The organism is Micromonospora sp. KC721 (assembly GCF_004348355.1).
Lineage (GTDB): Bacteria > Actinomycetota > Actinomycetes > Mycobacteriales > Micromonosporaceae > Micromonospora.
Genome location: NZ_SMJY01000087.1, coordinates 1 through 23,489 on the forward strand (window position 1 = coordinate 1; position 23,489 = coordinate 23,489).

Here is a 23,489-nt window from a genome sequence, read left to right on the forward strand (position 1 = left end):
CACCCACCCCGCCCGCGTTGGTCTTGAGGTTGACGGCACGCGCCCGGCGAGTCCGGCCGTCGACATCATGACCGCGGGTCAGGGTGGCGCAGCTCAGGGGATGAGGCGGTGCAGGTCGCGGGGGAAGGCGGTGACCTCGCGGACGTTCGCCGCGCCGACCAGCCGGGCGACGAAGCGTTCCAGGCCGATGGCGAAGCCGCCGTGCGGTGGCATACCGTGCCGGAACGCCTCGACGTAGCCGGCGTACGGCTCCAGCGGTTCGCCGCGCGCCGCCAGCGCCGCCCGGTAGTCGTCGTACCGGTGCAGCCGCTGCCCGCCGGTGACCAGCTCCAACCCCCGGAAGAGCAGGTCGAAGCCGTTCGAGTACGCCGGCCGGGCCGGATCCGGATGGGTGTAGAAAGGGCGCTTCGCCATCGGGTACCCGGTGACGAAGAGGAACTCCGAGCCGTGTTCGGCGCGGGCCCACTCCCCTAACGCGCGCTCGTGGCCGGGGGCCAGGTCCGGCTCGTCGGCGGACGCCCCGGCGATTGTCAGCGCCTCGGTGAAGTGCACGGCGGGGATCTCCGCCGGCAGTTCGGGCACCTCGATGCCCAGGGTGGTCAGCGCCGTACCCGCCCGGGATCCGACCGCGTCGAGCATCCCGGCCAGGGTGTCGCGCAGCACCGCCATCACGTCCCGGTGGTCGGCGACGAAGCCCAGTTCCACGTCGAGGGAGGTGTACTGGGCCAGATGCCGGACGGTGTCGTGCGGCTCGGCCCGGAACACCGGGCCCACCTCGTACACCCGCTCGAAGACGCCGACCATGAGCTGCTTGTAGAACTGCGGCGACTGGGCCAGGTACGCGGACCGGCCGAACCAGTCCAGCGCGAAGACGTTCGCCCCGCTCTCGGTGGACGAGGCGACCACCTTCGGGGTGTGGATCTCCACGAAGTCGCGGGCGTCGAGCGCGGCCCGGAAGCCGGCCACCGCCGCCGCCGACACCCGCAGCGCCGCCGCCCGGGTCGGATGCCGCAACGCGACCGGGGCGTGGTCGAGCTGGGTGGGCAGGCTCGCGGTGAGCGCCGGCCGGTACAGGTCGAACGGGGGCGGCACGGCGGGCGGGCCGAGCGGTCGTACCGTCGGGGCGGTCAGCTCGACCCCGGCGGGGGCGACGGGGTTCGCGACCACCGTGCCGACCACCTCGACGACGGTCTCCTCCGGCAGCGACGCCACGGCCGCGCGCACGGCGGCGTCGGTGACCACGACCTGGGCCAGGCCGGCGGCGTCCCGCACGATCAGGAAGGTCACCGACTTGAGCAGCCGGCGGCGGTGTACCCAGCCGGCGATCCGGACGGTGCCACCGACCCGGGCGGAGAGTTGGGTGGAAAGGATGCGTTGCACGGCGATACCTCCTTGATCAATCGCAACGCGATCCCCAGGGAGGTGTGGGCGAGCGGGAACCTCGCGGTGCCACCACACCTTCGCCCCCGCCCACGGCGGGAGCCTCGTTCGTCGCCTGTTGACCGGGGCCAGCCGGGCGGGCTCTACTGGGCGCGGACGCCGTTCTTCCCGCGGCTCGGGAGGGTCTTCGCGCGCCGACGCCAGACCGCCTTGCAGCAACCGGCGGCTCTCTGCGCTGGCGGACCGGCGCGCTACTCGGCTCCGTCACAGCCTTGTCGGGCAGGCTAGCAGCCGACCGCCGCACGCGTGACCGAGTTGTTTGCCGCGTCGGTGTCGCGTGTCACCACATCTGCGGCGTGACGCCGGTCGCCCATGGTTCATCGACGGCCAGCGACCGGCGTAGGCTCGTTTTCGTGACGATCGAGCACTCCATGCCGACGACCGAGCAGGCCAGCCGCACCGCGACTGCCGCACCCGAGGGGCGGCGTCTGCTGCGCATCGAGGCCCGCAACGCCGAGACGCCGATCGAGCGCAAGCCGCCGTGGATCAAGGTGAAGGCCAAGATGGGCCCGGAGTACACCCAGCTGCGCGGGCTGGTCTCGCGGGAGGGGCTGCACACCGTCTGCCAGGAGGCCGGCTGTCCCAACATCTACGAGTGCTGGGAGGACCGTGAGGCCACCTTCCTCATCGGCGGCGACCAGTGCACCCGGCGCTGCGACTTCTGCCAGATCGACACCGGCAAGCCCGCTGAGTTCGACGCCGACGAGCCGCGCCGGGTCGCCGAGTCCGTCGCGACGATGGGCCTGCGCTACGCCACCATCACCGGCGTCGCCCGCGACGACCTGCCCGACGGCGGCGCCTGGCTGTACGCCGAGACGGTCCGGCAGATCCACGCCCTGCGCTCCGGCTGCGGCGTCGAGCTGCTGATTCCCGACTTCAACGCGGTCCCCGCACAGCTCGCCGAGGTGTTCGGTTCCCGGCCCGAGGTGCTGGCGCACAACGTCGAGACCGTGCCGCGCATCTTCAAGCGGATCCGGCCGGCGTTCCGGTACGAGCGTTCCCTCGACGTGATCCGGCAGGCCCGCGCCGACGGTCTGGTCACCAAGAGCAACCTGATCCTCGGTATGGGCGAGGAGCGGGCCGAGGTCTCCCAGGCGCTGCGGGACCTGCACGACGCCGGCTGTGAACTGATCACCATCACCCAGTACCTGCGCCCCTCCCCACGCCACCACCCGGTGATCCGCTGGGTCAAGCCGGAGGAGTTCGTCGAGCTGCGCGAGGAGGCCGAGGAGATCGGTTTCGCGGGTGTGATGAGCGGGCCGCTGGTGCGCTCGTCGTACCGGGCCGGGCGGCTCTACCAGCAGGCGCTGGACGCCCGCGCGGAGGTCGTCCCCGCCGGCTGAGCCGGCCTCGTCACCCGCCGTCTGCCGGCGCGGGGTGCGATGATCACGACATGACCACCGGGGTACGCCCGCAGCCGCGCGACGCGGCCCGCCGGCGTACACCCCGCTGGCCCCGTCCGGCACTGCTCGCCCTGCTGGCGGGGGCGGCCGGGGTGGCGTACCGGGTCGGCCTGCTGCTGGCTGACACGCCGCGCACCAACAGCGACGAGGCGACGATGGGGCTGGCCGCGTCGCACATCGCCCGGGGCGACGACTTTCCGGTCTTCTTCTACGGGCAGGCGTACATGGGGACGCTGGAGGCGTACCTGGCCGCGCCGCTGGTCGCGCTGACCGGCCCGTCCTGGCTGGCGCTGCGGCTGCCGCTGCTCGCCATGTACGCCCTGTTCGTGTACCTGAGCTGGCGGCTGACCCGCCGCCTCGGCGGGGATGACCGGTTCGCCCTGCTGGTGGTCGCGGTGCTCGCGTTCGGATCGGATCGGGTCGTCAAGAACCAGCTCATCGCCGGTGGCGGCTATCCGGAGCTGAACCCGATCGGCGTGGGGCTGGCGCTGCTCACTCTCGATCTCGCCGCCGGCCGACCAGCCGGGCGGCGGTGGCGGTACGCCGCTTTCGGATTCCTGACCGGCCTGACCGTCTGGGTGGATCCCCTGCTCCTGCCGTACGTGCTGGCGCTTGGCGCGGTGCTGGTCGGCGCGGTGCGGTACGGACGACACCCGATCCGCGGCGAGCTACGCGGCCGGGCGCTGGTCGGCGCACTCCGGCAACGCCCGGCTGGCGGCGAGCTGCGCGGCCCGGCCGGGATGGCGCTGGTGGGTGGGGCACTGCTCGGCGTCGCGCCACTGCTCGGGCACAGCCTCGCGCACGGCCGCAACCCGGTCACGGCGATCCTCGCGGCCAGCGGGGCGGACGCGGCGGCGGGCTGGGCCGACCGGCTGCACGGCGGGCTGGTGCTCGGTCCGGCGCTGGGTGCCGGCTTCTGCGCGCCGAGCCACTGCGCGACCTGGCAGCTCTGGTGGTCGGTGGCGTTGCCGGTGCTGCTGACCCTGGCCGGCCTGGCTTCCTGGCGAGTGGTCCGCGGCAGCCGACCGGCCGCCGTACCCCGGGCATCGACCGCCGCGATGCGGCGGATCGGCGGCTCCGCGGAGGATGATCGACTCCAGATGCGGGAAGGCGCGGTGTCAGACCCGACGCGATACCACCACCTCCCGCAAGGTGAGTCAATCAAGCCCGACACGGCGACCTCGGCCGGGCCGGGGTCGCAGCGGGATCGGTGGGCCGGTGCGGCGGTACGGCTGGCGCTGGTGGTGGGCGCGGTGGGCACCCTCGCGGCGTACACGGTCAGCAACTCCGCCGGCCGTACCCCCGTGGAGAGTTCCCGCTACCTGGCCTGCCTGCTGATCTCGACCCCGGCGCTGCTCTGGCCGCTCTGGACAGCCGCCCGCCGACCGGCCACGACCCGTCGACCGACCACGACCCGTCGGCTGGCGACGACCGGTGCGGTACGGGTGGGGACGACCGGCGTCCTCGCCGCCGTGCTCGCCAGCGCCGCCGTCGCGACCGCCGGCACGCTGACCACCGTGCCGGAGAACCGGGCCGAGGCACGGCGACACCGCGCCATGGTCGACGCGCTACGCGCGCACGGCGTCCGTCACGTCTACGGCGGCTACTGGACATGCAACCGACTCACCTTCGCCGCCCGGGAGGAGATCGTCTGCGCGGTCGTGGATGATCGGCTACGTCCCGGCTTCGACCGGCTACCGGGATACCGGCGGGCGGTCGCCCGGGCCGGCGACGTGGCGTACGTGGCACCGGTCGGGTCGCCGCTGGCGGCCACCCTGGACCGGCAGCCGCCGCCCGGCGCGGCGGCGCTCACCGTGGCCGACTGGCAGATCTGGTTGCCACCGCGCTGACCAGTCCCGGTCGATCCGGTCGGCCGTCTCGGCTTGCGCCGAATAGGACGTCCCGGCCGGAGGACAGCGCGGTTGGCGCGGCCGGAGACGACCGGAGTCGGCGGGACCGGTCGGCAGCGCGCGGAAGCGTGCGGGACCGGGGCTGGGCGATCAGTCGAGCAGGCCGAGGCGGTGAGCCACGGCGGCGGCCTCGACGCGGTTGCCGACATCGAGCTTCGCGATGATCCGGGAGACGTGCACGCTCGCCGTCTTCGGCGAGATGAACAGCCGCTCGGCGATCCGACTGTTGCTGTGCCCTTCGGCCACCAGCCGCAGCACCTCCCGTTCCCGGGCGGTGAGCAGCTGCGTACCGGCGCCGGCACCCCGTAGCCCCACCCGCCGGGCCAGGGTGGCGGCCTGCTCGCCCAGCGGTGTCGCGCCGAGCCGCCCGGCGATCACCACGGCCTCCTCCACCGCTGCGGCGACCTCGTCGCGTTCCCCGGCCGACGCGGCCGCCTCGGCCAGCGCCAGCAACGCCCGGCCCAGGGCGTACGGCTGGCCGTCGGCGCGCCACGCCCGGACCGCCTCCCGCCAGGCCGGCAACGCCCGGTCCCCGACCGCCAGCAGCGCCGCGACCTGGGCGGCGTGCGCCCGTTCGGCCGGATGGCGGGCCGGCAACACGGCGGCGACCCCGGCCACGGTCTCGGCCAGCTCCCGGTCGCTCAGGCGGGCCGCGACGCGGGCGGCGGCGTCGAGCACCACCCAACCCTCGCGCGACAGGTGCGGCAGCTTGTCGTCGGCGAGCGCGGCGCGGGCCGCCCGGGCGGCCTCGACCTTGTCGTCGGCGGCCAGCGCCGCCTCGATGCGCAGCTCGTGCAGGGGCAGCCGGTGGTTCGGCCACAGGTACGGCCGGGCCAGGAACCCCAACGCCCGACCGACCAGCTCGTCGGCGCGCGGGTGGGCGCGGGCCAGCCACAGCCCGGCGCGCAGTTGCAGCCAGTGCAGTCCGGACACGCCGGGCGGGTCGATCCGGGCGGCTTCGGCACACGCCGCCTCGGCCTCGTCCCAGCGGCCCAGGGCGAGCAGCGCCTCGGCCTGGTTGGACAGCAGGTACGCCCCACCCGAGCGGCTGATCCCGACCCGGTGCGCCTCGATCACTCCGGCGGCGGCGGCTTCGGCCGACTCGGCGTACCGGCCCAGCTCGAAGAGGACGTCGGAGAGGTGGACCAGCGCGCTGACCAGCGCGGGTCCGTCGTCGGCGGCCCGGGCCAGGGCCTCGGTCCGGCGCAGCTCGGCCAACCCGAGGTCGGGCCCCTTGTTGACCCGACAGAGCAGGGCGATCCGCGCGGGCAGCAGGGCGAGGTCCGCGTCGAGCGTGCCCACCTCGGCGACGACCGTCGCGGCCAACTCGGGATCGACCTTGGCGAGGTGGGCGGCGATGTAGGCGAGCAGTCGGGTCCGGTCCGGGCTGCCCGGCACCCCGGCCGCCAGCCGGTACGCCTCCCGCAGCTCGGCACAGCCGTCGCTCTTGCCGAGCAGGGCCAGCAGCCGGCCGCGTCGGTTCAGCAGCCGGGCGGCGCGCAGTGGTTCCGCCTCGCGGTCCACCTCGGCCAGGGCGGCCCGGGTCAGGGTGATCGCGCGGCCGTAGTCGCCGGCGGTGCTGACCGCGTCGAGGGTTTCCTCCAGCACCGCCAGGTGATCCATGCCGAGGCGGTCGGCGGCGTCGGGCACCAGTTCCCACAGCTCCAGCACCCGTTCCAGCAGCCGGCTCTGCTCCGCGTACGCGTACCGGTCGGCGGCGGCGCAGGCGGCGGCCCGGGCGGCGAGCAGGGCGCGGGGGTGGTCGTGGGCGGCGTACCAGTGGTGGGCGGTCTCGGCCGGGGCGCGGCCGGCGGGGACGAGGTGCGGCTGCGCCTCGATGGCGGCGGCGTACCGGGCGTGCAGCCGGGCGTGCTCGCCGGGCAGCAGTTCGTCGTGGACCGCCTCCCGGACCAGCGCGTGCCGGAACTCGTAGTCCCCGTCCGGGTCGGCGACGACGAGTTGGGCGGCGACGGCGGCGCGCAGGGCGTCCTCCAGCTCGGGCTCGGGCAGGCCGGCGACCTCGGCGAGAAGCTGATGGGAGAAGCGGGTGCCCCCGGCGGCGGCGATGCGCAGCACCCGCTGCGCGGCGTCGGGCAGCCGGTCGACCCGGGCCAGCAGCAGGTCGCGCAGGGTCTCCGGGAGGGTGGCACAGCCGACCGGGCCGCCGGCGGCGGCCAGTTCCTCGATGAAGAACGGGTTGCCCTGGGTGCGGGCGTGCACGTCGTCGACCGCCCGGGCGGCCGGCTCGGCCCCGAGCAGGTCGGTGAGGATCGCCGCGGTGCCGTCCCGGTCGAGGCGGCCCAGCTCGACCCGTTCGACGCCCCGGGCCCGGTCCAGCTCGGCGAGGAACGGGCGCAGCGGGTGGCCCCGGTGCAGTTCGTCGGTGCGGTACGTGCAGACCAGCAGCACCCGGGCGGTGCGGGCGGCCCGGACCAGGAAGCCGATCAGATCACGGGTGGAGCGGTCGGCCCAGTGCAGGTCCTCGATGACCAGCACCAGCGGCTGGACGGTGGCCAGCCGGTGGAACAGCTCTCCCACCAGGTCGAACAGGTAGCCCCGGGGCGCGTCGGAGAGCGCCGCACGGGGTGGCGCACCGGCCGCGGCGGAGGTCCGGGCCAGCTCCGGCAGCAGGCGGGCGAACTCCGGTTCGTACCCTTCGAAGACCGCCGGTCCGTCGCGGCGCAGCACCTCGCGCAGCGCGGCGGCGAACGGCGCGAAGGGCAGCCCGGCCTCGCCCAGTTCCAGGCACTGGCCGACGAGGAGCCGGTCCCCGCCGGCGGTGACCAGGGCGCCGAACTCGTCCAGCAGGCGGGTCTTGCCGACCCCGGCCTCACCGCCGACCAGCACGGTGCTGGGCTCGCCGGCCCGGGCGCGGGCGAAGGCGGCGCGCAGGGCCCCGAGTTCGTCCTGGCGGCCGACGAGGACGGTGCTGGCGGCGCGTACGGTCACGGCTCCGAGGATGCCACGCGCGCCGCCGGCACCGTCCCCGCCCACCGGCCCGTCGGGTCCGCCGGCGGCCCCGGCGAGGCCGGTGGCGGCGGCCTGGTGGGCGACGGCCGGTGCCGGTGCGGGCACGAGGGTCACCGGCGGGCGGCGTCGGTACGGCCCAGGCGCTGCCACCGGTCCCGCCAGCGCTCGCGCCGGGGCGGCAGGGCGCGGGCGAGGCGGGAGGCTGCGGCGTCGGCCCGCAACTCGGCGGCCTGGGTCCGGTGGAGGTGGAGGAGGAACTCTGCGTCGTTGCCGAACATGTCGGGCTCCCTGGGGATCGTCGTCATCTCTGCTGACGTCGACTCTTCGCCCGAAGGTGCCCCGGGGGCATGGGTGCGCCGCCTGATCTTCGCCGTCCTCCGCCTCCTTACCGGGGGCGCAACCGGCCGCTGAGGCGACGTAAGGTACTCAGCCGGCCTGCGGATCAGCCGGGGGTGCGGCGACCACTAGACTCGGCGGCATGGCGAAGCCCCAGGAGAAGGTCTCGTTCGGCCAGCGGCTGAAGCAGATCGGGATGGTGTTCCGGTTCACGGCGAAGCAGGACAGGTGGTTCGCGCCGCTGGTCGCCGCGGCGGTGCTGATTCCGCTCGCGCTCACCGTGGTCGCGGTGCTGTTCTGGGGCTGGCTCTGGCTGCCGCTGGGCATCCTGTTCACCCTGCTCGCCGTGCTGATCGTGCTCAACCTGCGATCCAACGCGGCGATGATGAACGCGGCCGAGGGGCAACCCGGGGCCGCCGCGCAGATCATGGAGAACATGCGTGGCGACTGGCGGGTCACCCCCGCCGTCAGCTCCACCACCCAGATGGACATGGTCCACCTGGTGATCGGCCGCCCCGGCGTGATCCTGCTCGCCGAGGGCAACCCGCAGCGGGTACGCGGCCTGCTCGGGCAGGAGAAGCGCCGGTTGGCCAAGGTGATCGGCAACGCCCCGCTGCACGACTACATGATCGGCCAGGGCGAGGACGAGTTGCCGATCCGCAAGCTGCGGATGACCCTGATGCGGCTGCCCCGCGCGCTCAGCGGTAAGGACGTCAACGCCCTCGACAAGCGGCTCAAGGCGCTCACCGCCCGGCCGCAGATGCCCAAGGGCGCGATCCCGAAGAACATGCGGCCGCCGCGCAGCGCGTTCCGTCAGTCGCGGGGTCGCTGACCCGAGGCGGTACGCCGACGAGCCGGGCCCGGCGGGCCCGGCTCGTCGCGTTCACGCAGTCGGTCCGGCGCTCGGCTGGGTCAGGTGGTGCGGGGGGCGTCGACGACGACCGCGCCGGTGAGGCGGTCGTGCAGGCCACGGCGGTGCCCATCCATCAGCAGGGCGGGTACGACCAGGACGAGCAGCAGGCCACGCAGCAGGGCCCGGGCCGGACCGAGCCGGCCGCCGTCGGCCCAGGCCAGGCAGCGGATCCGGGTGACGAACATGCCGGGGGTCTGGGCGAAGAGCCCGAGGAAGAAGCCGTACTCGGCCACCAGCAGCAGCACCGGGGGCCAGCCGTCGCGCAGCGGATCGGCGAAGAGGTTGGACGCCAGCAGGCAGAGCACCCAGTCGATCACCAGCGCGCCGAAGCGACGCCCGAGGCTGGGCGGGGTGAAGGACGGGTCCGTGGCGGGTGGCGCCGGTACGGCGGCGGGGTTGCTCACAGCGATCAAGGGTAACCAGGGCTGGCGGCGCCGCTGGTCACCGGCGGTTGCCGGCCTGGGCCGGGTCGGTGCGGGCCGGCGCGGTAGTCGCGGGTCGACGCGGTCGGCGCGAGTCGGGAGAACGGGCTAATCGCACAAACAGGCGGTAGACTGCCCCAACCGGTATCGGCCGAACGGCGGCCCAGCGGCGACCAAGTGGCTCAGATAGGGCTTCGCCAGCGACGTAACACGGCAGAAACACAAGAGACACGGCCGGGCAACCGCGCGGTCCTACCGTCGCCAGAGCCCAGCCACCGGAGTGGACGTGCCAGGAGGACGTGTGTTTGCCAATCCCGAGGAACTCCTGCGGTACCTCAAGAACGAGGACGTGAAGTTCGTCGACGTACGTTTTTGTGACCTGCCCGGCGTGATGCAGCACTTCAATCTGCCGGTCGAGTCCTTCGACGACAGCGTCTTCACCGACGGCCTCGCGTTCGACGGCTCGTCGATCCGCGGCTTCCAGGCGATCCACGAGTCGGACATGCTCCTGCTCCCGGACGTCGCCACCGCTTTCGTCGACCCGTTCCGCGCGCAGAAGACCCTCGCGCTGAACTTCTTCATCCACGACCCGTTCACCCGCGAGGCGTACTCCCGGGACCCGCGCAACGTGGCGAAGAAGGCCGAGGCGTACCTGGCGGCGAGCGGCATCGCCGACACCGCCTACTTCGGCGCCGAGGCCGAGTTCTACATTTTCGACTCGATCCGTCACGAGACCTCCGCCCACCAGTCGTTCTACTACATCGACTCGATCGAGGGCGCGTGGACGTCCGGTCGCGAGGAGGCCGGCGGCAACCGCGGCTACAAGACCGCCTACAAGGGCGGCTACTTCCCGGTGCCGCCGGTGGACCACTACGCCGACCTGCGTGACTCGATCGTCCGCCGGCTGGTGGACGGCGGCTTCACCGTGGAGCGCTCGCACCACGAGGTCGGCACCGCCGGCCAGTCGGAGATCAACTACAAGTTCTCCACGCTGCTGCACTCCGCCGACCAGCTCCAGCTCTTCAAGTACATCGTGAAGAACGAGGTCTGGGCCAACGGCAAGACCGCCACCTTCATGCCGAAGCCGCTCTTCGGCGACAACGGCTCCGGTATGCACACCCACCAGAGCCTGTGGCTGAACGGCGAGCCGCTGTTCTACGACGAGACCGGCTACGCCGGCCTGTCGGACACCGCCCGCTGGTACATCGGCGGCCTGCTGCACCACGCGCCGTCGCTGCTGGCCTTCACCAACCCGACGGTCAACTCGTACCGCCGGCTGGTGCCGGGCTTCGAGGCGCCGGTCAACCTGGTCTACTCGCAGCGCAACCGGTCCGCCTGCACCCGCATCCCGGTCACCGGCAGCAACCCGAAGGCCAAGCGGGTCGAGTTCCGGGTGCCGGACCCGTCCAGCAACCCGTACCTCGCCTTCTCGGCGATGATGATGGCCGGCCTGGACGGCATCAAGAACAAGATCGAGCCGCCGGCGCCGATCGACAAGGACCTGTACGACCTGCCGCCGGAGGAGTGGGGCGACGTCAAGCAGGTGCCCGGCTCGCTGCCGGAGGTGCTCGACGCGCTCGAGGCCGACCACGACTACCTGCTCGACGGCGGCGTCTTCACGCCGGACCTGATCTCCACCTGGGTCAGCTGGAAGCGGGCCAACGAGGTCGACCCGGTGCGTCTGCGCCCGACCCCGCACGAGTTCGCGATGTACTTCGACTGCTGAGCGGTCGTCGAGGCACGTTCCACCGGCCGGGCCGGCTCCGCGTACGTGGAGCCGGCCCGGCCGCTTGTTCAGGAACGCCGCCGTCGTACCGCCAGCACGACCAGGGCCACCACCAGCGCCGTCATCGCGATCGCGCCGGGCGCCTTGGTGTACCGGGCCAGCGAGGTGCCGTCGGGCAGGGTCAGGAAGACCACGACGGCGCAGGGCAGCGTGAACCAGCCGGTCCGGGTCGCCGAGACGGCGAGCAGCAGCAGCGGCCCGGTGGCGTACCACGGGTGGAAGACGGGGGCGAGGGCCACCGTGGCGGCCAGCGCACCGCCCGCGCCGAACAGCGCCGCCCGGGGGCGGGCCGCGGCGAACCGGTGGACCCGCTGGCGGACGTCGCCCCGCCGACGCAGCGCCGACCAGGTCCGCCACCAGAGCAGCGCCAGCAGCACCGCCAGCAGCACCAGCCCCACCACCCGGGCGGCCGGCACCGCACCCGGCTCCCGCCCGGCCAGCGCGCCGAGGTAGTCGACCACGAAGCCGACCGCCGTCGGCGGCGAGGTCCACTGCTGCGAGTCGCCGCTGTGCGCCAGCCCACCGATCCAGCCCAGTCCCAGGCCGGGCAGGGCGCAGACGGCCGTGAGCGCGACCCCCGCCCCACCGACCACCGGGCCGCCGGCACCCAGCAGCGCCCGGACGGTGTACCGGCCCCGCACCGCGGCCAGCGCGGCGAACGGCAGCACCACCACCGCTGTCGCTTTCACCGCCGCCGCCAGGCCCAGCAGCAGCCCGGCGACCAGCAGCGGTCGCACCCCGCCCGACGCGCGGACCAGCACCAGCAGGCCGAGCAGGAGCAGCCCGAGCATCAGCGCGTCGTTGTGCGCGCCGGCGACCAGATGCACCCCGACCAGCGGTGAGGCCAGCCCGAGCCAGGCCGCCCGGCGGGTCGGCACCCCGCAGGCCCGGGCCAACCCCGGCAGGCAGAGCCCGGCCAGCAGCACCCCGGCCAGGGCGAGCAGCCGCAGCACGACGACCGTGCCGGCCAGCCCGCCGCCGACGGTGGCGGCCAGCGCCGCGAGCAGCAGGAACAGCGGCCCGTACGGGGCAGGGGTGTCCCGCCACAGCGGGGCGACCGAGTCGACCCAGGGGCAGCCGGCCGCCGCCACCCCGACCGCGTACGGGTCCGCCCCGGCGGCGTACGTCCAGCCCTGACAGGCGTACGAGTAGATGTCGCGGCTGGCCAGTGGCGGTGCGAGCAGCAGTGGCACCAGCCAGATCCCGGCGGTGCGGTACGCCCACCGGGTCGACGGGGCGCCCCGGCGCAGCGCCCACCAGGCACCGACCATGAGTGCGGTGCCGAGCAGCCAGCAGCCGAGCGCCACCGGCCCGTGCGGCATCCGCCACGGCTGGTGCGGTGGGACGGTCGGCAGCGCCCCGCCGAGCCATCCGGCCACCGTGACCAGCGCCGCGCCGGCCAGCCCGGCCCAGCGGGCGGACCGGGCGCGGCCGTCGGGCGGCGGGCCGGGCTCGGTCACCGGCGGACCCTCTCCTCAGTCGACGGGAGCCGGGCGGCGGGCCACCCGAGCCGACCGTACCAACCGCACGGCGACCACGATCACGAACAGCGTCATCAGCGGCGCACCGGGAAACTTGGTGTATCGGGCCAGGCCCGTGCCGTCGGCCAGCACCAGGAACGAGGAGACCAACGCGACCAGACTGAACCAGCCGGTGCGGTGCGCGGTGGCGGCGAGCACGGTCAGCGGCCACATCCAGTACCAGGGGTGAAAGAGGGGGGCCAGCGCGACGGTGGCGGCCAGCGCCAGCCCGGCGTGCCACAGCGGGTCCCGGGTCCGGGCCCGCCACCACAGCCACACCAACAGCACCGCGAGCACCAGCACGCCGATCGCCCGGGTCACCGGCAGCGCGTCCACGTGCGCGCCGAACAGCGCGGCGACGTACCCGACGGTCTGCCCGACCGCCGTCGGCGGCGAGGTCCAGGCGACCACCAAACTGCCCTGTTCCAGCCCGGAGATCCAGCCGAAGTTGAGGCCGGCGACCAGCGTCGCGCCGACCACCGTGGCGAACGCGCCGCCGACCACCGGGGCGCCGTCGCGCAGCAGCCCCCTGATCGAGTACGGCCCGGAGATCGCGGCCAGCGCGGCGAACGGCACCGTGACCAGCGCGGTGACCTTCACCCCGCCGGCGAGGCCGAGCAGCACTCCCCCGGCCAGCAGCGGCCAGAAGCGGCCGGGACGGGAGACCACCACGGCCAGCCCGGCGACCAGCAGACCCACCATCAGCGCGTCGTTGTGCGCGCCGGAGACCAGGTGCACCCCGACCAGCGGGGAGGCCAACGCCAGCCAGAGCGCACGGCCGCTGGGCACGCCGCAGCGGCGGGCCAGCACCGGCAGGAACGCGGCGGTCAGCCCGACGCCGATCACCGCGGCGAGCCGAAACAGCGCGATGCTGGCGTACAGCGAGCCGGTCGCCCCGACGATCGCGCCGGAGAGCATGACGAACAGCGGACCGTACGGCGCGGGGGTGTCCCGCCAGATGTAGGAGATGGTGTCCAGCCAGGGGCAGGGCAGCACCGACACGCCGTGCTCGTACGGGCTGATCCCGGCCGCGTAGCTGGCGCCCTGGCAGGTGTACGCGTACACGTCGCGGCTGCCCAGCGGCGGGGCGACCAGCAGCGGGATCAGCCAGAGCCCGGCGGTGACCAGCGCCCACCGGGCCGACGGCACCCGGTCGCGCAGGGTCCACCAGGCCCAGCCCATCAGCGCGGTGCCGAGCAGCCAGGCGGCGAGGATCAGCGGTCCGTGCCGGCCCTGCCAGATGCTGACCGGGGTGGGGCGCAGGTTCCCGTCGGGCAGCGCACCTCCCAGGTACGCGGCCACGGCGAGCAGGACGGAGCCGGCCAGTCCGACCCAGCGGGATAGGTGGTGAGGCACATCGGACATGCTGCCAGTACCGTGGTCGCGGACCGGAGGTGGGCATGCGGCGCAGTGGGGTGGTGGGCATCTCCGCCGTCTGCGCCGCCGTGCTGGGCGGGGTGTGGCTGGCCCTGCCACGGATGGGCTCGGACCTGTCCGCCCAGGTCGCCCGGGCGGATTTCTTCGCCGCACACGGCCCCGCGCTGGTGGACCTGCGCTGGTACGCCGGCATCCACCCGTTCGGCTACAGCCTGGTGTCCCCGCCGGTGATGGCGGTGCTCGGTGTCCGGGTCACCGGCGTGCTCGCCCTGGTCGGGGCCGCCGCGGCCTTCGCCGCGCTGCTGGTGCGCACCGGAGTGCCCCGCCCGCTGCTCGGCAGCCTGGTCGGGGTGCTCACCATCGCCGGCAACCTGGTCTCCGGCCGGGTGACGTATGCCCTCGGGGTGGCGTTCGGCCTGGCCGCGCTGCTCGCCCTGACCCTGCCGACCCACGGCCCACCCGCCGGTGCCGTACCGCGCCGAGTGGTCCGGCCGGGCCTGGCGCTGGTCTCGGCGCTGCTGGCCTCGGCGACCAGCCCGGTGGCCGGGCTGTTCGTCGGCCTGGCCGGCGTGGCGCTGCTGCTCACCCGCCGGTACGGCGACGGCCTGCTGCTCGGGGTCGCCGCCGCGCTGCCGCTCGGGGTGACCGGGCTGTTCTTCGGCGAGGGCGGCTGGATGAACATCAGCCGCACCGACACGATCCGAGCGGCCGTGACCAGCCTGGTGGTGGCGGCGCTGGTGGCGTACCGGCCGGTGCGGGTGGGCGCGCTGCTGTCGGCGGCCGGCGTGCTCGTGGCGGCCCTGGTGCACACCCCGGTCGGGTTGAACGCGACCCGGCTGGTGGTGATGTTCGCCCTGCCCGTGCTCGCCGCCGGCGCGGTGTTCCCGCGATGGCGGGCGGAGCGCCTACCGCAACCGGTGACCCGTCGCCGGGTCACCGGCGCGGCGACGCTGACCGTGCTGCTGGCGGCGGTCTGCTGGTGGCAGCCGCCGGTTGTCGCCGCTGACCTGCGCGGGGCCGGCGACGCGACCGCCGAGCGAGCCTTTTTCGATCCGCTCCGCGCCGAACTGGCCCGGCGCGAACTCACCGGGCGGGTGGAGGTGCCACCGACCCGGGACTACTGGGAGGCCGCCCACCTCGGCGAGGTGCCGCTGGCGCGGGGCTGGCTGCGGCAGGCCGACATCGCCCGCAATCCGCTGTTCTTCACCACCGTGCCGGGGGCCGCCGGGACCGGGGTGCCGCTGACCGCCGAGACGTACCGGGCCTGGCTGGACGAGAACGCCGTGCAGTACGTCGCCGTGCCCGACGCCCCGCTCTCCTGGGTCGGTCGGGCCGAAGCCAAGCTGGTCACGGCGGGCCTGCCGTACCTGACCGAGGTCTGGTCGGATGCCCGCTGGCGGCTGTACGCGGTGGCCGACCCGACGCCGCTGGTCGCCGCACCCGGTGAGCTGGTCCGACAGGACGCCGCGTCGCTGACCTTCCGCACGACCGAGCCTGGCGCCGTGCCCGTACGGATCCGGCACAGCCGTTGGTTGTCCGCCTCGGGCGGGGCGAGCGTCGCCGCCGACGGGGACTGGACGACGGTCACCGTGCCGCAGCCGGGGACGTACACCCTGCGCGGCTGACCGTCCCGCCGGGCCGCGCCGGCTGTCGGCATCGGCGCGGCCCTCGCACCCGGCTGCGCCGGTCAGCCCGAGTCCGGCCGTTAGGCGGGCGACGAGCGGGCGCGGACGTGCAGCCGTTCCCCCTGCGGACCGAACAGGCTGAGGATCTCCAGCGGGGTGTCGAACGGGTTGCCGAACCAGTGCGGGGTGCGGGTGTCGAACTCGGCCACCTCCCCCTCTTCGAGGGTCAGCTCGTGCCGGCCGAGCAGCAACCGGCACCGGCCGGAGAGCACGTAGAACCATTCGTACCCCTCGTGGACCTGCTGTTCCGGCTCCCGGGTGGCCGACCGCGGCGGGTAGATCATCTTGTACGCCTGGACGCCGCCAGGGCGGCGGGTCAGCGGCAGGATGGTCACCTGGCCCCGGCGCACCGGCCGGGGCCGGACCCGGGGATCCCCGGTCTCCGGCGCGCCCACCAGGTCGTCGAGCGGCACCCGGTGGAACCGGGCCAGCGCCAACAGCAGTTCCAGGGTGGGCCGCCGGCCCCCGGACTCCAGCCTCGACAGGGTGCTGACCGAGATCCCGGTGGCGGCGGCAAGCTGGGCCAGGGTCACGTTCCGCTGCTGGCGCAGCGCCCGCAGCCGTGGCCCGACCGCCGTCAGGACCTCGTCCGGGGCATCCGGGCCGGGCAAAGCGGGGAAAGCGTCCTCTGTCATCCCGCGAGTTTGCCATCCCGGCAACATTTCTTGTCACCACGGTCCGGCGACCCGGACGATCCGGAGCACCGAACCGAAGTGGAGACGACGATGACAGACCTGTACGACGTGGTGGTGGTTGGCGGCGGAGCCGCCGGGCTGAGCGGAGCCCTGGCGCTGGGCCGCTCGCGCCGGTCCGTCTTGGTGGTGGACGGCGGCGCACCCCGCAACGCCCCCTCCGCCCAGGTGCACAACCTGCTGACCAACGACGGGGTGCCCCCGGCCGAGCTGTACGCGAGGGGCCGCGCCGAACTTGCCCGGTACGGCGTCGAGGTGATCGACGGCACGGTGGCCACCGCCCACCGGTCGGACGCCCCGGACGGCCTCCGGTTCGACGTGACGCTGACCGACGGACGGCGGGTGCTCGCACGCCGGCTGCTGGTGACCACCGGGCTGGTTGACGAACTGCCCGAGGTCGCCGGGCTCGCCGGGCGGTGGGGCCGGGACGTGCTGCACTGCCCGTACTGCCACGGGTGGGAGGTCCGCGACCAGGCCGTCGGCGTGCTCGCCAGCGGTCCCACCGCCGTCCACCAGGCTCTGCTGTTCCGCCAGCTCACCGACGACGTGGTGCTGTTCACGCACACCGGGCCGGCGCTGACGCCCGAGCAGGCGGAGCAGCTCGCCGCACGGGGCGTACGGGTCGTCGAGGGGGAGGTGACGGCGGTCGAGGTGACCGACGACCGGCTCACCGGCGTGCGGCTCGCCTGCGGCGCGGTGGTGCCCCGGCAGGCACTGGTGGTGGCGCCCCGGGTGCGGGCCCGCGCCGACCTGCTCGCCGGGCTCGGCCTGCCGGCCGAGGAGTTCGTGGTGGCCGGCGCGGTGGTCGGCGACCACGTGCCGGCCGATCCCCAGGGCGCGACGACCGTGCCGGGGGTACGGGTGGCGGGCAACGTGACCAACCCGATGGCCACCGTGCCCGTCGCCATGGCAGCGGGTATGCAGGCCGGCGCGGCGCTCAACGCGGACCTGGTCACCGAGGAGACCGACCGGGCGGTCGCCGCCCGCCGCGCGGCGACCGCCACCGGGCCGATCGACGCGGAGACCGCCCGGCACTGGGACGCGCTCTACGCCGAGCGGGAGCGGCGGTGGAGCGGCCGGCCCAACGCCCGGCTGGTCGAGGTCGCCGAGGCGCTGCCGGCCGGCACCGTACTGGACCTGGGGTGCGGGGAGGGCGCCGACGCGATCTGGCTGGCCCGGCAGGGCTGGCGGGTGACCGCGGTCGACGTCTCCCGTACCGCGCTGGACCGGGCGGCGGCCGAGGCCGCGGCGGCCGGGGTGGTCGACCGGATCGACTTCCGGCGGCACGACCTGGCCCGGACGTTCCCGACGGGAAGCTACGACCTGGTCTCCGCCCAGTTCCTCCAGTCGATGATCGAGTTTCCCCGGGCCGAGGTGCTGCGGGCCGCGGCGCGGGCGGTGGCACCGGGCGGCCGACTCCTGATCGTCGAGCACGGCGCCCCGCCGCCGTGGTCCCGGACGATCCCGCCGCACGTGCGGTTCGCCACCCCGCAGGAGACCCTGGCCACGCTCGACCTGGACCCGGACGGCTGGCACACCGAACGGCTGGACGCGCCGGTGCGGGAGGTGACCGGGCCGGACGGGCAACCGGCCAGCCTGGTCGACCACCTGGTGCTGGTCCGTCGCCGCTGAGCCGCTGCCCCGGGCGGCGGGTCAGGACTCCATGACCCGCCGCATCGCCGCCCGGCAGCGGCGGCCGGTGCGCAGGTACTCGTCGAGGAACTCGCCGGGGTCGTCGTGGCCGAGCAGCCGCACCACCCCGGCCAGCTCCACCCCGTGCCGGGGCAGCTGGTCGCCGGCCCGGCCCCGGACCAGCATCAGCGCGTTGCGGACCTGCGCGGCCAGGGTCCAGCCGGCGGCCAGCTCCGCGGCGTCGGTCGGGTCGAGCAGACCGGCGTCGCGGGCCGCCGCGAGCGCGTCGAGGGTACGCGTGTCACGCAGCCGCGGATGCGCCCCGGCGTACCGGAGTTGCAGCAGCTGCACCGCCCACTCGACGTCGGCCAGGCCACCCCGGCCGAGCTTGGTGTGGGTGGCCGGGTCGGCGCCCCGGGGCAGCCGCTCGGTCTCCACCCGGGCCTTGATCCGGCGGATCTCGACCACCTGCTCGCGGGTCAGGCCGCCGGCCGGGTAGCGGATCGGGTCGACCATCGCCTCGAACTCCGCACCCAGGCCGGCGTCACCGCAGACGAACCGGGACCGCAGCAGTGCCTGCGCCTCCCACACCTTCGACCAGCGGGCGTAGTACTGGGCGTACGCGGCCAGGCTGCGCACCAGCGGCCCCTGCCGGCCCTCGGGCCGCAGGTCGGCGTCGACGCCGAGCGGCGGGTCGGGAGCGGGCATGCCGAGCAACCGGCGTAGCTCCTCGGCGATGCCGTGCGCGGCGGCGCTCGCCGCGCTCTCGTCCGCCCCGGCAGGCGGGTCGTAGACGAAGAGCACGTCGGCGTCGGACAGGTAGTTGGATTCGTACCCGCCGAGACGGCCCATGCCGATCACCGCGAAGCGCAGGCCGGGCAGTGCGGGATGGGCGGCCCGGGCGGCCCGCAGCGCGGCGGCCAGGGTGGCGTCGGTGACGTCGGCCAACGCGGTGCCCACGGCGGTCACGTCGGCCAGCGGTGTCACCGGCGAGCCGCGCTCGGGGCGGGGGGCGAGCCCGCCGGCCCGGCTGAGCACGTCGGCGCAGGCGATCCGGACCAGTTCCCGGCGGCGCAGGGCACGGATGGCACGGGTGGCCTCGACCGGGTCGTCGTGCCGGGCGGCGGCGGCCGCGAAGCCGTCGCAGAGCACCTCCCGGGGGCGCGGCACCAGCTCACTCTCCTCGGCCAGCAACCGCAGCGCCTCCGGTTCCCGAGCCAGCAGGTCGGCCGCGTACCGGGAGGAGGAGAGCACCCGGGCCAGCCGGCGGGCCACCGGGCCGGAGTCGCGCAACACCCGCAGGTACCAGGGGGTGGAACCGAGCTTGTCGGAGACCTGCCGGTAGTTGAGCAGGCCCCGGTCCGGTTCGGGAGCGTCGGCGAACTCGCTGAGCAGCACCGGCAGCAGGGTGCGTTGGATGGCGGCGGTACGGCTGACCCCGCCGGTGAGGGCCTGGAGGTGCCGCAGCGCCCCGGCCGGGTCGGCGAACCCGAGGATCTCCAGCCGGTGCCGGGCCGCCTCCGGGGTCAGCCGCAGCCCGTCGGCCGGCACCCGGGCCACCGACTCCAGCAGCGGCCGGTAGAGCAGCTTGGCGTGCAGCCGGCGTACCTCGGTGGCGTGCGCGACCCAGTCGGCGCGGAAGCTCTCCACGGCGCTGCGGCCCGGCGTGGCGGTGTACCCGAGCGCGGCGGCGAGCCAGCGCAGCGCCGCCGGCTCGGTCGGCACGGTGTGGGTCCGGCGCAGTCCCTGGAGCTGGAGGCGGTGCTCGACGCCGCGCAGGAACCGGTACCCGCGCAGCAGCGCCTCCCCGTCGGCCCGCCCGACGTAACCGCCCGCCACCAGGGCGCGCAGCGCCGGCACGGTGCCGGCGACCCGCAGCGACTCGTCACCCCGGCCGTGCACCAGTTGCAGCAGCTGGACGGCGAACTCGATGTCGCGCAGCCCGCCGGGGCCGCGTTTGATCTCGCGTTCCAGCTCCTTCGGCGGGATGTTGTCGATGATCTTGCGCCGCATGGCGCGGACGTCCTCGACCGCCTCGGGCCGCTCGGCGGCCCGCCAGACCAGCGGGGCCAACGCGTCGATCCACTCCCGGGCGAGGTCGAGGTCGCCGGCGGCCGGCCGGGCCTTCAGCAACGCCTGGAACTCCCAGGTGCGGGCCCAACGCTGGTAGTAGGCGAGGTGACTGGCGAGGGTGCGCACCAGCGGGCCGCGGTTGCCCTCCGGGCGCAGCGCGGCGTCCACCGGCCAGGCGACCAGCCCGCACACGCCGATCAGTCGGGCGGCGACCCGGGTGGCCACGGCCAGGTCGGCGTCGTCGGCGGCCACGAAGATCACGTCGACGTCGGAGACGTAGTTCAGCTCGTCGCCGCCGCACTTGCCCATCGCCACCACCGCCAGCGACGGTCGGGGCGTGCCCTCGGGCAGTTCGGCGACCGCGATGCCGTACGCGGCGGCGAGGGTGGCGTCGGCCAGCGCGGAGAGCGCCGCCATGGTCTGCTCCAGGCCCCGCCCACCGGTCAGGTCGGCCGCCGCGATCCGCAGCAGCGCCAGCCGGTACGCCTGCCGCAGCACCGCCACCGGCTGGGTGGACGCGGTGAGCCGCCCGGCGAGGTCGAGGTCGAGCCGCCCCTGCGCGACCGGGGCCAGCCCGTCCGGGGCGGTGGCCAGCACCGTCCACTGCCGTGGGTTGGCCACCAGGTGGTCGCCGAGCGCCGACGAGGCGCCGAGCACGGCGAGCAGACGGCGGCGCAGACCCGGGTCGGCGTACAGCGCGTCCAGCAGCGCCGGCTCGTCGTGCTCCGGTGCCGCGCCGGCCCGCCGTTCCGCCTCGACGATCCGGTGCAGCTGACGCAACGCCAGATCGGGGTCGGCGGCCCGGGACAACGCGGCGAGCAGCTCGGCGGCCGACTCGTCGACCGGTTCCTGCTCGTCGGTGCGCCACAGCCCGAGCCCGTCGGGGCCGAGCAGGTCCGCCGCCCGCGCCCCGCCGTCGCCCTCGGCGAACCCGTATCGGGCCAGCCGCCCCCTGGTCGGTCGGGGCATGTCAGTGCCCGAGCAGGGGCAGCTGGGGGCGGACGGTGACGTCGTCCAGCTCACCCAGCGCCAGGGCGGCGAACCGGATCGCGAACGGCTGCCAGACCTCCTCGACGTCGGCCATCACCCGGTCGCAGGCCGCCACCACCAGCTCCGGGTCGTAGCCCAGCTCCGCCAGGAGCGTCGAGTCGCGGGCCCAGTCGGCGATCATCGCGGTGTCGCACTCGATGTGGAACTGCAGACCCCAGGCCCGGTCGCCGAGGCGGAACGCCTGGTGCGGGTAGCGGGTGGAGGCGGCCAGCAGGGTCGCCCCCCGGGGCAGCTCGGTGATCTCGTCGACGTGCCACTGCAGCACGTCGGGAATCAGCGGCACGTACCGGAAGAGCGGGTCGTTGTCGGCGGCGTCCCGCTTGCCGACGACACCGGGGCCGATCTCCGGGCCGGCGGAGCTGCGCTCGACCTGGCCGGCGTGCGCGGTGGCCAGCAGTTGCCCACCGAGGCAGACACCGAGGGTGGGCACCCGGTGCCGGACGGCCTTGCGCAGCAACCCTTCCACCGCGGGGAACCAGGGGGCGCCCGGGGTGCCGTCCGGCAGCGGGTGCGCCTGTGGTTCGCCGCCGAGCACCACCAGGGCGGCGTACCCGGTCAGGTCGGCGGGGAGTTCGTCGCCGGCGTACGGGCGCAGCACCCGCAGCTCCAACCCGCCCTCGGTCAGCCACTCCCCCAGCCGGCGGAGGTCGTCGGCCGGGTCGTTCTCGATCACCAACGCGGTCGCCACGATGTCGAGGCTATCCGGTGGCCCCGCACGGGTGCGCCGCGCAGTACGCCGACCGGTGCGCACCGTACCCGGTTAGGCTCTGCCGCTGTGCCCGTCGACTGCGTACGCCCACCGGTGCTGCGTCCCGGTGACACGGTGATGCTGGTCTCGCCCTCCGGGCCGACCCGCCCCGAGCGGGTGGCCCGGGGGGTCGAGTTGCTGACCGGCTGGGGGCTGCGTCCGGTGCCCGCCCCGAACGCGTACGCCCGGCGCGGCTACCTGGCCGGCGACGACGGCCTGCGTGCCGCCGACCTGAACACCGCGTTCGCCGATGCACGGGTACGCGGGGTGATCTGCACCCGGGGCGGCTACGGCGCGCAGCGGGTGGTCGACCTGATCGACATGGCGGCGGTACGCCGGGACCCGAAGGTGGTGGCCGGTTTCTCCGACATCACCGCCCTGCAGTTCGCGCTCTGGCGGGGCGCCCGGCTGGCCGGCGTGCACGGGCCGGGAGCGGCCTGGCGGGACGACCGCACCCCGCTGCGCTCGGCGGAGTCCCTGCACGCCGCGCTGATGACCACGAATCCGGTGACGGTCGGCGCGGTGGCCGGGGAGGAGACCTACCGGGTACGGGTGCCCGGGCGGGCGGAGGGGACGCTGCTCGGCGGCAACCTCTGCCTGATCACCGCCTCGATCGGCACCCGTGACATGCCCGACCTGCGCGGTGCGCTGCTGCTGCTGGAGGAGGTGCAGGAGCCGCCGTACAAGGTCGACCGGATGCTCACCCAGCTGCGCCGGACCGGCGCGCTGGACGGAATCGCCGGGGTGGCGGTCGGCCAGTTCACGGAGTGCGCCGACGGCTGGGACACCACGGTCGTCGACGTGTTGACCGAGCGCCTGGGCGACCTGGGTGTCCCGGTCCTCGGCGGCCTGCCGATCGGTCACGGCCTGGGCCAGCTCACCGTCCCCGTCGGCACCCCGGCCGTCCTGGACGCCGATGCCGGCACCCTCACCGTCTCCCCCGCCGTCCACTGACACCCCTGGGTGGATTCTCAGCTGGGTGACAGGGTGGGCACGGGCACAGCTCAGCAAGCGGAGTCACTGTCGGTCACGGCATTGCACACCGATCACATGGAGGAACCGGATGGCCCGCACGATCTCGAAGAAACACCTGCTGGCCGGGCTGGCCGCCGCTGGCGTGCTCGGCGTGGGCATCGCCGTGCCGACCGTGGCGTTCGCGGAGAACCCGACGCCGACGCCGAGCGCCAGCAGCGGCGAGAAGGACAGCGGCCGGCAGGAGCGCCGGGCGCAGCGGCAGGCCGAGTTCGCCGAGGCGCTGGCCAAGGAACTGGGCGTGCCGACCGAGAAGGTGACCGCCGCGTTGGAGAAGCTGCGCGAGCAGCACAAGGCGGACCGGCCGCAACGCCCCTCCGCCGAGGAGCGGCAGGCCAGGCTCAAGGAGCGGCTCGCCCAGGCTGTCAAGGACGGCAAGCTGACCCAGGAGCAGGCCGACGCGATCACCAAGGCCGTCGAGGCGGGCGTCTTCCCCGGCGGCGGCGGTCACGGTCCGGGCGGCCGGGGCCTCGCCGGCAAGTAATCTCCCTCCCCTCCCC

At 74.7% G+C, this 23,489-nt stretch carries 17 protein-coding genes; 8 read left to right on the forward strand and 9 right to left on the reverse strand.

Features of this window, described 5'->3' with window-relative positions:
* Positions 1 to 93: 93 nt before the first annotated feature.
* Positions 94 to 1,380 carry an aspartate--tRNA(Asn) ligase gene (aspS, locus tag E1182_RS16430; RefSeq protein WP_132265891.1) on the reverse strand — a complete coding sequence of 429 codons (1,287 nt, stop codon included), beginning with the start codon at positions 1,378 to 1,380 and terminating at the stop codon, positions 94 to 96.
* Positions 1,381 to 1,736: 356 nt separating this feature from the next.
* Here aspS and lipA point away from each other — a divergent pair, with 356 nt between their 5' ends.
* Complete coding sequence (lipA, locus tag E1182_RS16435; RefSeq protein ID WP_165942628.1) at positions 1,737 to 2,783, forward strand: lipoyl synthase; 1,047 nt, start codon at positions 1,737 to 1,739, stop codon at positions 2,781 to 2,783.
* Positions 2,784 to 2,833: 50 nt separating this feature from the next.
* On the forward strand, positions 2,834 to 4,693 hold the full coding sequence (locus tag E1182_RS32265; RefSeq protein ID WP_243706251.1) for a DUF423 domain-containing protein: 1,860 nt from the start codon (positions 2,834 to 2,836) through the stop codon (positions 4,691 to 4,693).
* A 150-nt stretch (positions 4,694 to 4,843) separates the two neighbouring features.
* Here E1182_RS32265 and E1182_RS16445 read toward each other — a convergent pair whose 3' ends face one another.
* Both E1182_RS16445 and E1182_RS31150 read right to left on the reverse strand, forming a co-directional pair.
* Complete coding sequence (locus E1182_RS16445; protein WP_243706252.1) at positions 4,844 to 7,828, reverse strand: helix-turn-helix transcriptional regulator; 2,985 nt, start codon at positions 7,826 to 7,828, stop codon at positions 4,844 to 4,846.
* Positions 7,829 to 7,833: 5 nt separating this feature from the next.
* Positions 7,834 to 8,001, reverse strand: coding sequence for a hypothetical protein (locus E1182_RS31150; RefSeq protein WP_165942629.1), 168 nt, complete (start codon positions 7,999 to 8,001; stop codon positions 7,834 to 7,836).
* Positions 8,002 to 8,201: 200 nt separating this feature from the next.
* Between E1182_RS31150 and E1182_RS16450 the strand changes: the two genes are divergently transcribed.
* Positions 8,202 to 8,891, forward strand: coding sequence for a DUF4191 domain-containing protein (locus E1182_RS16450; protein WP_132265895.1), 690 nt, complete (start codon positions 8,202 to 8,204; stop codon positions 8,889 to 8,891).
* An 80-nt stretch (positions 8,892 to 8,971) separates the two neighbouring features.
* Here E1182_RS16450 and E1182_RS16455 read toward each other — a convergent pair whose 3' ends face one another.
* The gene (locus E1182_RS16455) at positions 8,972 to 9,376 is read right to left on the reverse strand and encodes an RDD family protein (protein ID WP_132265897.1); all 405 of its coding nucleotides are present in this window, start codon (positions 9,374 to 9,376) and stop codon (positions 8,972 to 8,974) included.
* A 319-nt stretch (positions 9,377 to 9,695) separates the two neighbouring features.
* Between E1182_RS16455 and glnA the strand changes: the two genes are divergently transcribed.
* The gene (gene glnA / locus E1182_RS16460; RefSeq protein ID WP_132185560.1) at positions 9,696 to 11,120 is read left to right on the forward strand and encodes a type I glutamate--ammonia ligase; all 1,425 of its coding nucleotides are present in this window, start codon (positions 9,696 to 9,698) and stop codon (positions 11,118 to 11,120) included.
* A gap of 68 nt (positions 11,121 to 11,188) precedes the next feature.
* Here the strand turns inward: glnA and mptB (E1182_RS16465) are convergent, their stop codons facing one another.
* Together mptB (E1182_RS16465) and mptB (E1182_RS16470) are read right to left on the reverse strand one after the other, a co-directional pair.
* Positions 11,189 to 12,640 carry a polyprenol phosphomannose-dependent alpha 1,6 mannosyltransferase MptB gene (gene mptB / locus E1182_RS16465; protein WP_132265899.1) on the reverse strand — a complete coding sequence of 484 codons (1,452 nt, stop codon included), beginning with the start codon at positions 12,638 to 12,640 and terminating at the stop codon, positions 11,189 to 11,191.
* Between the two features lie 15 nt (positions 12,641 to 12,655).
* Positions 12,656 to 14,056: a polyprenol phosphomannose-dependent alpha 1,6 mannosyltransferase MptB gene (gene mptB, locus E1182_RS16470; RefSeq protein WP_207921418.1), complete on the reverse strand. Its 1,401-nt coding sequence runs from the start codon at positions 14,054 to 14,056 to the stop codon at positions 12,656 to 12,658.
* A 44-nt stretch (positions 14,057 to 14,100) separates the two neighbouring features.
* Between mptB (E1182_RS16470) and E1182_RS16475 the strand changes: the two genes are divergently transcribed.
* A complete protein-coding gene (locus E1182_RS16475) occupies positions 14,101 to 15,702 on the forward strand; it encodes a hypothetical protein (RefSeq protein WP_132265904.1) in 1,602 nt (533 codons plus the stop codon).
* Between the two features lie 80 nt (positions 15,703 to 15,782).
* Here E1182_RS16475 and E1182_RS16480 read toward each other — a convergent pair whose 3' ends face one another.
* On the reverse strand, positions 15,783 to 16,397 hold the full coding sequence (locus E1182_RS16480) for a helix-turn-helix domain-containing protein (RefSeq protein ID WP_132265907.1): 615 nt from the start codon (positions 16,395 to 16,397) through the stop codon (positions 15,783 to 15,785).
* A gap of 90 nt (positions 16,398 to 16,487) precedes the next feature.
* Between E1182_RS16480 and E1182_RS16485 the strand changes: the two genes are divergently transcribed.
* Positions 16,488 to 18,086, forward strand: a complete 1,599-nt coding sequence (locus E1182_RS16485; protein ID WP_132265909.1) for a methyltransferase domain-containing protein — start codon at positions 16,488 to 16,490, stop codon at positions 18,084 to 18,086.
* 21 nt (positions 18,087 to 18,107) lie between these two features.
* On the opposite strand, the gene E1182_RS16490 is transcribed toward E1182_RS16485, so the two are convergent.
* Positions 18,108 to 21,128, reverse strand: a complete 3,021-nt coding sequence (locus E1182_RS16490; RefSeq protein WP_132265911.1) for a bifunctional [glutamine synthetase] adenylyltransferase/[glutamine synthetase]-adenylyl-L-tyrosine phosphorylase — start codon at positions 21,126 to 21,128, stop codon at positions 18,108 to 18,110.
* Position 21,129: 1 nt separating this feature from the next.
* Positions 21,130 to 21,897 carry a type 1 glutamine amidotransferase gene (locus E1182_RS16495; RefSeq protein ID WP_132265913.1) on the reverse strand — a complete coding sequence of 256 codons (768 nt, stop codon included), beginning with the start codon at positions 21,895 to 21,897 and terminating at the stop codon, positions 21,130 to 21,132.
* Between the two features lie 138 nt (positions 21,898 to 22,035).
* Between E1182_RS16495 and E1182_RS16500 the strand changes: the two genes are divergently transcribed.
* Entirely contained in the window at positions 22,036 to 22,911 is an 876-nt protein-coding gene (locus tag E1182_RS16500) for an LD-carboxypeptidase (protein WP_132265920.1), read from the forward strand.
* A gap of 109 nt (positions 22,912 to 23,020) precedes the next feature.
* Positions 23,021 to 23,473 (forward strand): hypothetical protein, encoded by a 453-nt coding sequence (locus tag E1182_RS16505; protein WP_132265915.1) that lies wholly within the window; start codon positions 23,021 to 23,023, stop codon positions 23,471 to 23,473.
* Positions 23,474 to 23,489: the final 16 nt, after the last annotated feature.

Bases quoted from the DNA above. Each gene is read 5' to 3' on its own strand.
- E1182_RS32265 (WP_243706251.1), top strand. From the start codon at position 2,834: ATGACCACCGGGGTACGCCCGCAGCCGCGCGACGCGGCCCGCCGGCGT.
- E1182_RS31150 (WP_165942629.1), bottom strand. From the start codon at position 8,001: ATGTTCGGCAACGACGCAGAGTTCCTCCTCCACCTCCACCGGACCCAG.
- E1182_RS16485 (WP_132265909.1), top strand. From the start codon at position 16,488: ATGACAGACCTGTACGACGTGGTGGTGGTTGGCGGCGGAGCCGCCGGG.
- E1182_RS16505 (WP_132265915.1), top strand. From the start codon at position 23,021: ATGGCCCGCACGATCTCGAAGAAACACCTGCTGGCCGGGCTGGCCGCC.
- E1182_RS16500 (WP_132265920.1), top strand. From the start codon at position 22,036: ATGCTGGTCTCGCCCTCCGGGCCGACCCGCCCCGAGCGGGTGGCCCGG.
- E1182_RS16480 (WP_132265907.1), bottom strand. From the start codon at position 16,397: ATGACAGAGGACGCTTTCCCCGCTTTGCCCGGCCCGGATGCCCCGGAC.
- E1182_RS16450 (WP_132265895.1), top strand. From the start codon at position 8,202: ATGGCGAAGCCCCAGGAGAAGGTCTCGTTCGGCCAGCGGCTGAAGCAG.
- E1182_RS16475 (WP_132265904.1), top strand. From the start codon at position 14,101: ATGCGGCGCAGTGGGGTGGTGGGCATCTCCGCCGTCTGCGCCGCCGTG.
- E1182_RS16490 (WP_132265911.1), bottom strand. From the start codon at position 21,128: ATGCCCCGACCGACCAGGGGGCGGCTGGCCCGATACGGGTTCGCCGAG.